A 13,860-nucleotide genomic window follows, 5' to 3' on the forward strand; every position below is an offset into this window, starting at 1 on the left:
GTATGGATATATATTTTGCAGTATTAAACTTCACTCTCTCCGGAGCCATCGGGTTGGTAGGTATCCTCACGCTTCAAAAAGTGAGTACACCCAATGAAGTTCTTTTTGCTCTCTTGCCGCTTTTATTTGCCCTGCATCAGTTTGATGAAGGTTTTGTCTGGCTTGGAATGGGTGGGCATATTGATACACGTGCCCTGGAGATTGCCGCAGGTATTTTTGTCTATTATGCGCAGGGTTTGCTGCCCTTTCTCATTCCTCTGGCTATCTGGCTCATAGAAAAAGACGGATACAAAAAAAAGCTGGTTGGAATTTTGGCAATTTTGGGTTTTGGTCTTGCTGTCTATACAATGTATGGACTCTCAACAGTACCAACAAGTGTCAGTGTTGTAAACAACACACTGTATTACAAAAATCCATGGACTGAAAACTTTTATGATGCCGGCATTTATATACTCACAACCTGCGGCTCTTTGATGCTCAGCAGCAGTATTGCCATAGAACTTTTTGGACTTTTAAACCTCATCGGTCTTGTTGTTATATATATTCTCAGACCTTACGGTTTTACCTCTTTATGGTGTCTGTATGCAGCAGCTATCAGCGGATTATTATATTTTTATTTTATTGAACGACGTATTCAGTTTCTCCAGGAACTCAAAACAAAAAAAGACGGTATAGGTAAAAAACTCGAACAGGAATTAGACAGACTCAAAAAAGCACATCCAAAGCTTTTTACTTCACGCCTCTAATGACACTGCAACAGTGTTCTGAGAGGATTCGTCAAGTAGTCATACCCATTGTAAATCGTAAATATCCCGTATAAAATCACAGCCACTGAAGAGAGGCTCATCATCATATTTCTAAAACTCGTCGCAGAGGCAAGAGAAGATAAAAATCCTAAAGAAAACATTGCCGGAATAGTACTGATACCGAAAATAAACATTACCAAAGCACCGTAAAGCGGACTTGCCGTACTTGCAGCCGTGATGGCAAAAAAGTAAACAAAACCGCAAGGAAGCAGTCCGTTTAACATACCGAGAATAAAAAAGCTTGTATTTGATTTTGAGTGTAAAATAGCCTGAAAAGATTTTTTGTAAAAATGTGATGAAGAGATGGAATGTTCTATCAATGTAAGAAATTTTATTTTTCCCATTAACGACAAACCTGCCAAAATCATTGCAGTTCCTGCGATGATGAGCAGTGTACCGTTTGCGGTATTGCTAAAAGTTGCCACCCCGCCGATTGCGCCAAAGAGTGCTCCTAAAATTGTATAGGTCAACACACGTCCAAAGTTATACAGCAGATGAGCCACTGTTTTGGAGACCTTGGAGCTTGCAGGTTCAATTTTAATGGTTGAATAGGCAAGGACGATACCCCCGCACATACCGATACAGTGTCCAAAAGAGCCTAAAAAAGCGATAGTGACAATTGTCAATAAATTTACCGTATCCACACTATTGTCCCAGCAGCTGTTTTCTTATTTTTGGATCTTTCATTGTTTCGCCTCGGAGCATTTTTAGACGCATCGTATCGAAATCGACCATGCCCTCTTTTTTGTGCTCATAAGCTCCAAAGCCATACCCCATAGGTGTCAGTTCATTTAATGTATAATAGGCCTTTCTTCCGTCTATCCATCGGTGCGTATCTCTGCTCATCACCCAGATAACGGCCCTGTCTTGAAATTTTTTGTCACTGAGCCAATGCACAAAATCCCCATGATCATGAAAAAACCAGGTCTTCCCATCGGGTGCGACAACCTGAGAGGCATATGTCAAATCATCTATGACCATGCCACAGTCACTGTCTTGAAACTTATGCAACTCCATTTTCAAAGGCAACTGTTTAAGATTTCCCTCTTTGATAACAACCATTTTCTGCGTTTTTTCCAAAGAGAGAAAAAGTGTAACAATAACAATAACAATAATTCCGATAAGAAGAATCGGCATAAATTTTTTCATATTTTTTTAACCTTTATGTGAAATATGTCCTTCAGCCCAATTAAACAGCTTTTTTAAAACCGGTACTTCATACAATTTAGACTTTTGCACACCCAATAGTCGGCACTAAAGTACCGATTCCGATGAAGCATTATATAGCGAAATTGTTACAGTTGTATTAATCTCTTCTTTTTTTACCTTTTCCCAGATCATCATAATGCAAAAACCTTTGTAAATCCTCTTGCAAATCCTCGTCCAAAGCATCCCAGATTTCTTTTTTTTGGGCATATCTGGGGAGATCTTCTTTTTTTGACTTTTTAATATCCCGGATAAGGTAATGATAGCGTACAATTTTTTTCGTGTATTCACTGATAAAAGGCCAGTTTTTTATAATCTGATAACTTTTCTCTTCATGGTCCGTAAAACTCCATTCATGAAACTCATAATCCTCTGCATCTTTTTTATAGGCAACAAAAGGCTTTCCGATATCATGCAAAAGTCCTGCAGCAAAAAACTTGAAATCTCCCGCTTTGAGGGCATAATATGTCACACGAAGCGTATGCAGCAAAACACCGTGCTGATGCCATTTGTTCTGTGTAAAAAAGAGCGAATCCAAAAAAGCATAGGAAAATATTTTGTTGTTTGTTGTATTCACAGTGACTCCTTTGCCATAGGATGACATACTTCTACAGTATCTTTTAAATCCTGTTTTTGAATATGGGTGTATATTTGTGTTGTCAGCAGTGAAGCATGCCCTAAAAGTTCCTGTACTACCCGTAAATCGGCTCCACCACGAATCAGTGAAGTTGCATAGGAGTGACGCAGTACATGGGGGGAGACTCCAAGATATTTTTGTGTTATTTTATACGCGGAAATTCGACTGAGTTTTCCTCCCTGGTAATTACACCAGACATACTCTTTTTGCATGTTACATGTAAGCAGATAGGCATCTATTGCCTGTTTTGCAACTTTTGCCAGAGGAACAATGCGCTCTTTTTCTCCCTTTGCGTGCCTTACATGTAACCATCCGCCTTCTATATCGCCGAGTTCCAGCTCCAGACATTCGCTGATACGCGTGCCGCTTGCATATAAAAACAGTATAAGGGCATAGTCTCGCAAGCCTATCCAGTTGCTTCTGTCTATCAGGTCCAGACCGTGTAATATATCTTCATAAGATAAAAATTTCGGAAGAAGTTTTGGAATTTTTGCAAATTTCAGTTTCGTTTTTTCACTGCTGAATTGCTGTCTGTAGCAAAATTCAAAAAAGGCATTGACAGAGGAGAGCTTTCTGTTGAGTGTGCGTTTGTTTTCATACGAAGACAAGAGAGTCATAAGTTTTTGTGTATCAAGAAAAATCAACGGTTTGGAGAGTTTTTCTTCAATGGCACACAGATCACTTTTGTACGCCTCTACACTCTTTTTACTCAAAGCTCTTGTTACAGTAATATACTCTAAAAAAGCTTCCAGTTCGTTTGACATCTATTGTATAGAAATTTTCTCATTATCTACAAAGAAGGCTTTTTTACCGACAAAAACAAGCCCGTCATCCAAATCCACTTCATGAACGGTATAATCAAATGTTTTTTTATTGACCACTATCATATACCCCTCTTTTTCCAGAACATATAAATTATCTCCATCACTGATCATCCCCAAAAAGTGTGCAAAGGGAAACTTTATTTTAGAATCAACCTGCAAAGAGGGTGTCAAGGAGAGTATTTCTCCCTGTTTTGTTGTAATATACAAAGCTTTTTCATCATGCACGATATTTCGTAATTCATATTTGGCACGCAGTTCTTTTTGCGAAAGTGACAAGATTTTGGAATCACTTGCGGCAATGATTTTATCATCAAATATACTGAAATAGACAATATTGTTAAAATAGTCATCAGACGAGACTATGACAGTTCTGAGTCTTTTTTTCAGTTTTGTATTCACAATGATGACTTTGCCGTCTAATGTTGAAAAGATAACCAGATCATTCATAAAGTACGGCTGAACAATTCGAATATCATTGGCTATCGCTTTGCCGCCCTGTTCTTTGAACAAAAGCTCTTTTGAATGCATATCATATAAGGCTATTTCATTATTGGCAAACAAAACTGCCAGAATATTATCTTTGACACCTGCGGTTGCTATTGTTCTTTTTAAGGCAAAATGTTTTGTCATTTTCGCTGATTGCTCTGATGTAAGCGTCAAGTTTCCGTCAATTGCGGCAGATAAAACCCAACCGTCACTTTCACCGAGTACTCTTTGATGCTCTTTGTCTATTTGTATGCTTATATTTCCGTCTCTGTCTAAAACTTTTCCATTATCCAAAAGTGCCGTATTTGATGAAATATCAACTATTTCATCTTCAATTTTGGCATGATTTTTCCAGTCATAAGAAACTTTTTTTGGTGTAAAAACCTCTTTTGTACTACATCCGCTCAGCAATACAAGCATAATTGATGCTAAAAATATATATGTTTTCAAAGTCTATTTTACTCCATAGTGCATTAAAGCACGGGAAACCTGTGCCAATGGAGAGTTCACACTGATCATACTGAGTTTTGAATGTGCCTCTTCTATCTTTTTGTCATGCATTAGTAAAATTGCAAGTTGCACCTGAGCCAAGTCCCTGTATATTGCATCCTGTTTTTCAGTGTACTCTTCAAGTTTATTGCTATCCTGAAGATTTTGTGCCACTTCATAGCTTGACAAATCACCAAGCAGTAAAGCCTGAGAATTTTGCAGTTTTTCCAATTCTTTTATATTTTTGCTCACAACGGCCCGGGAATAGACCCAAAGATCATGCAGGTTCGGACTTAAAGTTGCCAAAGTTGCCAGTGTCGCTTCATCTTTCGGATTTTTCTGTAATGTCAAAAGTGCCTGGTTTGCCGCTTCAAGTGTATGCTGTTTGTTAATATTGTATGCAATGTCACCGGCAACAAACAGTGCAATTGCCACAACAGAACCTATCATTGCTTTTTTGTATTTTTTTACAAATTTCTCCGTAACCACTGCTTTTTCAAAAAACTTTTCTTCTGATGTCAGCTCTTCTTTTACCATTTCAATATTTTCTTTTAAACTCAAAAATTCTTCCTTATATCTATATCGATTGTTTTATAAAGTTTCTAATATTACCCATAAATAAGTTAAAGTTTTATCAAATATATGATAAAATCAAAATAAACTATTATACAGGACAGACAATGCAAGTAGATGACACACTATTAACACGACTGGAAAAACTTTCCTATTTACATGTAAGCGATGATAAACGTGAAGAAATTATATCGCAGCTCTCAGAAATAGTAAGTTTTGTAGATAATTTAAGTGAGTTGGATACAAGTGAAGTGGATAGTACTTTTGCTATGGATGACCGAGCAACACCTTTACGCGAAGATATTCCCAAATGTGACAGTACCATCAGCCAGGAAATTTTAAAACACGCTCCAAAAAGTGCAGATGATTTTTTCATCGTTCCTAAAATCATTGAGTAGTGCCATGATAAAAGTTTATGGCATTAAAAACTGTGACAGCGTCAAAAAAGCACTCTCTTTTTTTAAAAAACACAATCTGGCGTATGAACTTTTTGATTTTAAAACACAGCAGCTTCCATCTGAAAAAGTAGACTACTGGGTGTCAAAAGTCGGCATCAAACCCCTCTTCAATACCAGAAGCACCACCTACAGAAATCTCAAACTCAAAGAACTGAACCTGGACGAGCAGCAACAACAGGAGTGGCTCTGCAAAGAAAACCTGCTGATTAAGCGTCCTGTCGTAGAGTATAACGATGATGTTCTTGTCGGTTTCAATGAAGAACAATACCAAAGGAGTTTTTTATGAATGAAGAAGTAAAAACAGAGAGTTCCACGCAACGCTTAGATATCAAAAAGCTGTTAAAAAGTGTCTTGGCATTTAAATCTTCGGATTTACACCTTGTTGTAGGCAGTGAACCGCAAATCAGAATAGACAAAGAGTTGCGTGCTTTGAATCTTCCTGTCCTTACCGCCAATGATATTGAAGAGATGGCCTATTCTCTCATTGAAGACAAACAAAAGAAAGTTTTTGAAGAGCGCAATGAACTGGACTTCTCATTTGAACTCAAAGATGTTGGTCGTTTTCGTGCAAACTTTTACAGAACCATTCACGGAATTGCCTGTGCTTTTCGTATGATTCCTATAGAAATTCCGACACTGGACGAATATGGAAATCCGCCTATTTTCAAAGAACTGGTAAAAAAAGAAAAAGGACTTATTTTGGTCACCGGTCCTACGGGTTCTGGTAAATCAACAACACTCGCTTCCATGCTGCATGAGATAAATATGACAGAACGTCGTCATATTATCACCATTGAGGATCCTGTGGAGTTTGTTCATAAAAACATCAAATCTCTTTTTTCTCAGCGTGATGTGGGAAACAGTACAGAATCTTTTGCCACAGCACTCAAATACTCACTGCGTCAAGATCCGGACATCATTCTCATCGGGGAAATGCGGGATGCCGAAACCATCGGTGCCGCACTTACAGCAGCCGAAACAGGGCACCTGGTATTTGGAACCCTGCATACAAACTCTGCACCGGGAACAATCAACCGTATTATTGATGTATTTGACGGAGAAGAACAGGCCCAAATTCGGGCACAACTCTCCTCTTCTTTGGTAGCGGTTATTGCACAGACACTTATTCCAAGAATAGGCGGCGGTAAAGTAGCCACACAAGAGATACTTATTACAAATCCGGCAATCCAAAATCAGATTCGAGAAGACAAAGTGCACCAGATTTATTCTCAAATGCAGTTAAACCAGCAAGAGACACATATGACAACACAGACACAACAACTCATAGAACTGCTTCAGAAAAATATTATCTCAAAAGAAAATGCCATTAAAAACTCCAACAGACCCGAAGAGTTAATGAAAATGATAGGTTCCCTTTAGGAACCTTTTCGAAAACGAATCATTTTAAATCTTTCCCCCAAAAAGTTTGGCATGATGAGCATCTTTACTTTTTCAAGTTCCTGTTTGTATATTTTTTCATCAGCATGCTCTCTAAGCATCTCCAAAAGTTCTAAAATACCCATATCAACGAGTGCGACCATCTGCGCTTTGAATTCTACAAACTTCACCCCTGCCTCTTCATAGGCATCCTTTACATGTAAGAAGGTGACATCATAGGTGATATCGCTTTTTGCAAAGAGTTCTTCTGTGTTTAAACCCTCTTCAAAGAACGGATGCACTTCATGCTTTGTATAAATTCTGAGTGAAAAATCGGGACGGGCCTGCATCTCACCGTAATCAAAGCTTATAAATTCAAACTTCTTCGCAGCATTTGCCATCTCTTTTGCAAATGCTTCATATCCTCGTGCAATTTCCCCTCTGTCTTTGTGGTATTTTTTTGCCTTTTGCTCCACCCAGTCATCTTGCTCATCAAAAATCACTTTATGGTTTTGTACCCGTGCACTTTTGCCTTTAAAATACAGTTCACAGGGAAATGCATCAAATATTTCATTGGCTATAAAAAAGGCATTGTTACATGTAAGGTCAGAGAGAGATTTGTAATGTTTCAAAGATACAGCATCACCAAAACTTTCTGAAAAATATTCTCTTTGATGTTTCTGCAAATCATCAAAACGTTCTATAATGACAAACTCAAAACTTGACAACAGCTCCGGTCGCAGAGTATAAAGAAACTCACACACATCCGCCAAAAAGTACCCATGATGTGCCCCTATTTCACAAATAACCGCATCTTTTTGTAAAAAACCTTCATCAACAAGTGAAATAATATGCCTGGCAATGGTACCGCCAAAAAATTTGCTTGTACTGACTGCCGTATAAAAATCACCCTCTTTGCCTATATTTTTGTATGTTGCATAATAGCCGTTTTCACCATACAGCCACTCTGCCATATATTCACTAAATTTTTGACTCATTCTTTTTCCCGTTTATTTTTCATTGCTGATATACATTTCATACAGATTCAAGAGTTCCAACTGCTTGTCCAGCTCATATATTTTTGTATCTATATTTTGTATCCGCAAAGAATTTGCAAGTCTTTGCACATCATATTCTGTCTTGTACCCAGCCTTAAAAAGTTTTTTTGTATCTTCCAAAAGCTTCGTATATAATACGATATTTTCATTACTCAACGCTATCTTTTTATTATAATTTTCTATATTGTGCATGACCTGTTCATACAAAGAGTTCAATTCTCTTTGTTTGTCTTTTAACACAATTTTTGCCTTTAAGTAGTCTACTTTTGCAGATTCTATATCTCTGAATGTATTAATATCGAGTGGAATTGAAAGGGCAATACCATAATCATAGTAGTTTAACTCATTTGAATTGCTGACTATTGTCGGACCTACCTGAAAAGCCTGATTTGTCGTAAGCTTCCAGTTATATCCTGCTGTAAGATTTACTTTTGGAAGATATTTTGCAAGAGTAACATTTTTATTGTATCTGTTTTTCTCTGTCTGGGCTCTATCCATTTGCAGCACTATATTATGTTGTAAAAACTCGTCATGTTCTAAAAGTTTTAATTTCGGAATAGCGACTTTTGTATAATCCAAATCACTCAAAGCATGAAAGGAGCTTACAAGTTTTTCCTTCGCAGCCTGAATATCGTACAAAACAGACAAGGCTGTATTTTTTTGAATCACAGCATCATCTAAAAACCCTGAATCAAGCTGTCCGCTGAAATACTCCTCTTTTTTCTGTTGCAGATTTATTTCACTGTTTTTAATTTGCAGTTTTTGCTTTTGCTCTTTGAACTCTGTTTGTTTTATCTGCATCAAAACAGCAATAGTATCTTTAATCATTTTTCGCTTTGCCACATCAATAGAGTATTTCGTATAATATTTACTCGCATTGGCAAATTTTATGCCGTAATAGATCCCTCCGCTTTGAAAAATTGGCTGATTTATGCGAATAGCCGCATTTTGGTTTGACTGTCCAACACCAAAAGCATTGTTTTTGGAGTAACTGTAATTGATCTGAACAGGAACTATCCATGAGTCACGCAGTTTGGAACTCTCCGCTTCATTTTTTTCATAATCATACTGAAACTGCAACTGCTTGTAAGAAGATATGAATTGCTCCAGACCAGCATTGTCATCAGCTCCAAAAAGAGGGAAACTACAGCTGAGACATAGCAGAGTTAAGAGCACTGAAGCCTTCATCAATTTCCTCTTTTGTAATTGTCAGCGGTGGTAAAAATCTTAATGTGTTTCTTCCTGCTTTAAGCATAATGACACCATTTTCCTTTGCCAGGTTTATAATATTTGTCAGTGTATCTGCATCTTTGACACGCAGACCACACATCATACCAATCCCGACTTTTTGTGTAAATATTTCCCTGTTGGCATTATAAAATTTTTCCAAAGACTGATTGAACATCAAAGAGGTTATTTCCAAATCACCGCTTTGTTTTTTTTCATTGAGTATATCTACCACTTCACATACAGCACGGCTGCTCAGATAGTTTCCGCCAAATGTCGATCCATGATCTCCTGCGCTGAGAACATGCTTGAGTGTTGTCATGACTATTCCTACAGGAACACCTCCTCCGATGCCTTTTGCCAGTGTGATAATCTCAGGGGAGATTCCATAAGCCTGCGATGCCGTAAATTCACCGATTCTATAGGCACCGGTTTGTACTTCATCGACAATCAAAGGAATTTCACGCTCTTTTAAAAGCTTTGCCAGTGCCTGTACTTTTTCTTTGTCCTGCGGCTCTACTCCGCCCTCGCCCTGAATCAGTTCGATCATTACACCCGCTGTATGGTCGTCCAGCAGTGCTTCGATTTCGTCTATACCGTCTGCATATACAAAGCCGTCAGGAAAAGGTCCGAAATAGTTATGCATCGCCTCCTGCCCTGTTGCCTTGACTGTTGTAATGGTTCGTCCGTGAAAAGAGTGGTTGAGTGTAATTATTTTGTATCTTTTTATCTCTCCGTCACGCTCCCCGTGTTTTCTGGCAATTTTTATAGCTCCTTCATTTGCTTCTGCACCACTGTTTGCAAAAAAGCACTGCATATCATACCCGCTTGTCTCGACAACTTTTTGAGCAGCCAGTGCCTGGGGTGCTATATAGTAAAGATTCGATGTATGTGTCACACTTGCCAGCTGTTCGCACAAAGCCCTGCTCACTCTTTCATTTGCATGACCGACTGAAACAACACCGATACCGGAAGTAAAATCTATATACTTTTTCCCCTCACTGTCAAAGAGAGTAGCGTTTTTTCCTCTTACAAACTCTATATCTGCCCGTGCATATGTCGGTAAAACATATTTATTATCCATTTCTTTAATGTTCATTTTGTCTACTCTCTTTATTTTTTAGCAATTTTAACTTTATTTTCTTGAAAAACAGCACATTTACCCTCATAAGAGTGCTTTGAGGATGTCAGATTGTTGACACCCGGTGTGCCGCTGTATATAAGCACAGTATCTGTACGCAGTCTGCTGTCATTTTTTACTCTCAGAACAACACTTCCGTTTTGTGAACTTATTTCAATCTCTTCACCGTCTTTATATCCATGAAAGGGATGTATATAGAGATGTTTTTCTCTGTAAAACTGAGAATTTAAACTTCTGGGACTCTTGGGTGTTATGAGATTAAACTCATCCTCAGCCTCACTCTGCTGTGTTTCAAACTCTTCCAAAAAAACAAATTCACCGTCATTGGTATCAAAACCGTTTTGATACGGAACTGCTTCTCTGTTTTCAACCTCAAAACATCCGTTAATTTTTTTCACACCAAAATTTTTAAAATACTGCAGATACTCCTCTTCTGCTTTAATTTCTATATCAAATGCCTGACACAGATACGCTGCCAAATCATACTCACTGATACCGATGTCACTCTCAATCTGTTTATGCATCACCATCAGTCCGTTATGGGCATAGGAGGTACGTATATCATCTTTTTCCAAAAATGTTTTTGCAGGAATCACCAAGTCTGCCATTGCACTTGTTTCATTCTCGTACAAACCGAAATAAACTACATTTTGTGTTTTTTGTAAAGCATTTTTGACTCTCAAACTGTCTGGCATCTGTGCAAGAGGATTTGCACCCTGAATAAACACGGTTTCAAAGGCATCAAAGTCAGTATTGACCTTGGAGACTCGTTTGGCTTTTGTTTCAAATGGAGAGCTGATTCCCTCTTTGGAATTTCCAAGGTATGCCACACCGCAGCCCTCTTTTCCAAAAAAGCCAAGGGAGACGGCAAAGGCATCAATACTGCGCATCACATCCGCCCCGTCTCTGTATTTTTGAATACCTACACCACAGACAATAGCAACCTTTTTATCTATAGTCATATGTAAAATATCGCCAATATCGCCCAAAGTCACACCGATATCTTCAAGTGTTGCTTTAATGCGCACACCCTGGGTCAATTCGTAATACTCCTCAAATTCACTTGCATACTGTTGTATAAACGCTTCATTCAAACTGTCATTAATGTATACAAATCGTGCTAAAAGTAATGCAAGGTATATATCTGTATGCGGTTTTATCTGTACATGTAAATCAGCCATCTGGGCAATTTTGGTTTTAACCGGGTCTATCACTATAATGGTTTTGTCTTTTATAAGCGGTAGTATGTGAGAAGAAGTCGTATGCGGATTTCTTCCCCAGAATATAATCACATCTGATTTTTCAATTTCACTCAAAGGCATATTTTTGTTGCTGCCTCTGCCTTCTATTATTCCGGCTTCTCCTGCTCCGTCACACAAGCTTCCATCCGTAAGCGTTGCCCCAAAATTCGCAAAAAAGTGGTCTGTCACTTCCTGCATCAAAGCAAAATTTCCGCTGCCTCTGTAATGTAAAACATCACTTTTAAACTCTACTGCAAGCAACTCTTTTAGTTTTAACAGTGCTTCTTCCATCGTAATTTCTTTTCCCTGAAATCGTGCTTTTTCTATCCTTTCAAATTTGTCATAATGGTTGAGATGGGGGCATAAAAATCCCTTTGTATGTCCAATTTTAAGAGGTTTGAGTTTTTTTTCATCATACACTAACCCGCAGGCGTCATAACAGTCAAGAGGACAGGCCGTAAGACTACTTTTCATTATTTCTCGCTTTGAATTCAATTTTTACCAATCCGGAAAATACTTTTTGCGCATCTATAATAATTTGCGCTTTGTATTTTGAAATATTTTTTGTATCTGCTATATAAGAAACACGTGAGACTTTATACGGTGTCTCTTTTCCGTTGATATATATCACTTTTTTCTTCACATTTTTTAAATCATTTTTATCCAAATAAACACTCAGCAGAGCCTTGGAGGTATCTGCAATTTTGGCCAAAGGGGTAGAAACCCCTACCGTTTGACCCGCTTTGACGGAGATTTCATACAATACAAAGTTTTTGGCACTGATGTTTTTGTCTTTTATGGTTTTTACAAGCTGTTTTCGTCTTAACTCCAAATCGGCTATAGTGGTTTTTAGATTGTTTATCTCTTTTTGTGTTGCAAGAGAAGAGTTCTCACTGCTCAGCAAGTCATAAAACTCTTTGTCTTTTTCTATACTGGATTTTATCTTTAAATGCTTGATTTTTTGATAATTTTCTCGCTTTTTTTCTACAAGTTGTCGTAGGTTTTGTAGTATTTTTTCATTCAAAAGCAAGGTGTTTTTTTGATAAGAGAGCTTTTTCTCAACAGCCTTTAATTCATCTTCATCAAGTTCTGAATCAATTTTTATAAAGACTTTTGATGTGAGTTTTTTTCCAGTCATATTGTCATCTGTGTAAAGCACTTTGCCCGAAACATTTGATGCAATTGTTCTTATTTCATAAGGTTCTACTTTTGAATAGTATACGTTGGAAAACAAAAAGGTAGTGATAAAAAGTAATGTTACTATTATTTTCAAAAATTCTTTCCTGAGTGATATTATAAAGCTATTTTAACATTTCATTACTAATATTCAAGCCAAATTCATTTTATTTTCGCTACTATTAATGCCTATTTAAAATTAAAGGTATTATATGTCTGTATTAGACAATGTCGACGCTGCCACAAATCTGGCAAAAAATAATGAATTACAACTGTTGGTCTTTAGGGTAAGTGAGAAGAGAGACTCAGCTTTTTATGCTATCAATATCTTTAAAACCCGAGAAGTGGTCGAATCTAAAAATCATTTTTTGACACAGATACCCTCTGCTCATCCCTTGTTTGAAGGGACAATCGTTCTTCGGAACCTGCAAATACCCATTTTAAATCTTCCTGCATGGCTGGATGTGACATTAAATGAAAATGAAATTTCTCATTCCAAAATTTTAATTTGTGACTTTAACGGTATTATTATAGGACTGAGAATTATGTCCGCCTACAGAGTGATCAAAAAGAACTGGAATGAGATGCACGCACCGGACAGTTACAGACTCAAAGAAGATGGTGTAGTCATGAATGACACAAGACTTGAAGATGGAAGCCTCTGTCTTATCCTGGACTATGAAAAACTTCTTGCTGATGTCTTACCGCAGGCACTTGTAAATGTAGACAAAGATATAGAATTTTTAAAAGATATTGTCATTCCCGATAAGCTGAAATACGGAACCGTCCTCATTGCAGAAGATTCAAAAACAGCACAGCGACACCTTATACAGCTTTTTCAAAAAGCAAACATCAATATCAAACTTTTTGACAATGGTAAAAAACTGATTGACTACATTAAAACGCTCGGCGAATCTGTAAAAGAGATACCGGCAATAATTACAGATATTGAAATGCCGGAAATGTCCGGTTTTACCGTCATTCAAAATTTAAAAGCCAATCTGCTCACAAGAGATATTCCTGTAATTGTCAACAGCTCAATGACAGGAGACAATAACAAAAGAGAAGCAGAAGATTTAGGCGCAAGCGGTTTTATAGATAAAACAAAAAGTCATAATGTCATCCCTTTGATTGTTTCGGTAATGGAATCATAAAAACAGT

The 13,860-nt window shown here is 37.5% G+C and carries 16 protein-coding genes; 5 read left to right on the forward strand and 11 right to left on the reverse strand.

The window, feature by feature from the left end; translation table 11 throughout:
* The first annotated feature begins 2 nt into the window (after positions 1-2).
* Positions 3-746, forward strand: a complete 744-nt coding sequence (locus tag ETP70_RS07440; RefSeq protein ID WP_151900593.1) for a DUF6629 family protein — start codon at positions 3-5, stop codon at positions 744-746.
* Here the strand turns inward: ETP70_RS07440 and ETP70_RS07445 are convergent.
* The 6 genes from ETP70_RS07445 to ETP70_RS07470 form a co-directional block, all read right to left on the reverse strand.
* Positions 743-1,450, reverse strand: coding sequence for a sulfite exporter TauE/SafE family protein (locus tag ETP70_RS07445; RefSeq protein ID WP_151900594.1), 708 nt, complete (start codon positions 1,448-1,450; stop codon positions 743-745). The two genes, ETP70_RS07440 and ETP70_RS07445, sit on opposite strands and share 4 nt — an antisense overlap.
* A gap of 1 nt (position 1,451) precedes the next feature.
* Complete coding sequence (locus ETP70_RS07450) at positions 1,452-1,955, reverse strand: hypothetical protein (protein ID WP_151900595.1); 504 nt, start codon at positions 1,953-1,955, stop codon at positions 1,452-1,454.
* Between the two features lie 157 nt (positions 1,956-2,112).
* On the reverse strand, positions 2,113-2,589 hold the full coding sequence (locus ETP70_RS07455) for an HD domain-containing protein (protein ID WP_230973238.1): 477 nt from the start codon (positions 2,587-2,589) through the stop codon (positions 2,113-2,115).
* Positions 2,586-3,413: a tyrosine-type recombinase/integrase gene (locus tag ETP70_RS07460; protein WP_151900597.1), complete on the reverse strand. Its 828-nt coding sequence runs from the start codon at positions 3,411-3,413 to the stop codon at positions 2,586-2,588. Before ETP70_RS07460 ends, ETP70_RS07455 begins: the two co-directional genes overlap by 4 nt.
* Positions 3,414-4,409: a hypothetical protein gene (locus ETP70_RS07465; RefSeq protein WP_151900598.1), complete on the reverse strand. Its 996-nt coding sequence runs from the start codon at positions 4,407-4,409 to the stop codon at positions 3,414-3,416.
* A gap of 3 nt (positions 4,410-4,412) precedes the next feature.
* Complete coding sequence (locus tag ETP70_RS07470; protein WP_151900599.1) at positions 4,413-5,009, reverse strand: YfgM family protein; 597 nt, start codon at positions 5,007-5,009, stop codon at positions 4,413-4,415.
* A 119-nt stretch (positions 5,010-5,128) separates the two neighbouring features.
* On the opposite strand from ETP70_RS07470, the gene gatC reads away from it, so the two are divergent.
* Genes gatC through ETP70_RS07485 form a run of 3 tightly spaced genes read left to right on the forward strand, consistent with a single transcriptional unit; the run spans position 5,129 to position 6,859 of the window.
* Positions 5,129-5,419 (forward strand): Asp-tRNA(Asn)/Glu-tRNA(Gln) amidotransferase subunit GatC, encoded by a 291-nt coding sequence (gene gatC / locus ETP70_RS07475; RefSeq protein WP_151900600.1) that lies wholly within the window; start codon positions 5,129-5,131, stop codon positions 5,417-5,419.
* A gap of 4 nt (positions 5,420-5,423) precedes the next feature.
* The gene (locus ETP70_RS07480) at positions 5,424-5,765 is read left to right on the forward strand and encodes an arsenate reductase family protein (protein WP_151900601.1); all 342 of its coding nucleotides are present in this window, start codon (positions 5,424-5,426) and stop codon (positions 5,763-5,765) included.
* Complete coding sequence (locus ETP70_RS07485) at positions 5,762-6,859, forward strand: type IV pilus twitching motility protein PilT (protein WP_151900602.1); 1,098 nt, start codon at positions 5,762-5,764, stop codon at positions 6,857-6,859. Before ETP70_RS07480 ends, ETP70_RS07485 begins: the two co-directional genes overlap by 4 nt.
* Here ETP70_RS07485 and ETP70_RS07490 read toward each other — a convergent pair.
* From ETP70_RS07490 to ETP70_RS07510, 5 genes are read right to left on the reverse strand one after another with little or no spacing between them, the layout of a single operon-like run.
* Positions 6,856-7,854, reverse strand: coding sequence for an SAM-dependent methyltransferase (locus tag ETP70_RS07490; RefSeq protein ID WP_151900603.1), 999 nt, complete (start codon positions 7,852-7,854; stop codon positions 6,856-6,858). The two genes, ETP70_RS07485 and ETP70_RS07490, sit on opposite strands and share 4 nt — an antisense overlap.
* A gap of 12 nt (positions 7,855-7,866) precedes the next feature.
* The gene (locus tag ETP70_RS07495) at positions 7,867-9,102 is read right to left on the reverse strand and encodes a TolC family protein (protein WP_151900604.1); all 1,236 of its coding nucleotides are present in this window, start codon (positions 9,100-9,102) and stop codon (positions 7,867-7,869) included.
* The gene (locus ETP70_RS07500; protein ID WP_151900605.1) at positions 9,059-10,240 is read right to left on the reverse strand and encodes an acetylornithine transaminase; all 1,182 of its coding nucleotides are present in this window, start codon (positions 10,238-10,240) and stop codon (positions 9,059-9,061) included. Before ETP70_RS07500 ends, ETP70_RS07495 begins: the two co-directional genes overlap by 44 nt.
* 14 nt (positions 10,241-10,254) lie before the next feature.
* Positions 10,255-11,997: a molybdopterin-containing oxidoreductase family protein gene (locus tag ETP70_RS07505; RefSeq protein WP_151900606.1), complete on the reverse strand. Its 1,743-nt coding sequence runs from the start codon at positions 11,995-11,997 to the stop codon at positions 10,255-10,257.
* Positions 11,987-12,796: an efflux RND transporter periplasmic adaptor subunit gene (locus tag ETP70_RS07510; protein ID WP_151900607.1), complete on the reverse strand. Its 810-nt coding sequence runs from the start codon at positions 12,794-12,796 to the stop codon at positions 11,987-11,989. Before ETP70_RS07510 ends, ETP70_RS07505 begins: the two co-directional genes overlap by 11 nt.
* Positions 12,797-12,911: 115 nt before the next feature.
* Here ETP70_RS07510 and ETP70_RS07515 point away from each other — a divergent pair, with 115 nt between their 5' ends.
* On the forward strand, positions 12,912-13,853 hold the full coding sequence (locus ETP70_RS07515) for a chemotaxis protein (RefSeq protein WP_151900608.1): 942 nt from the start codon (positions 12,912-12,914) through the stop codon (positions 13,851-13,853).
* Positions 13,854-13,860: the final 7 nt, after the last annotated feature.

It is taken from the genome of Sulfurimonas hydrogeniphila (assembly GCF_009068765.1).
GTDB classification, from domain to species: Bacteria; Campylobacterota; Campylobacteria; order Campylobacterales; family Sulfurimonadaceae; genus Sulfurimonas; species Sulfurimonas hydrogeniphila.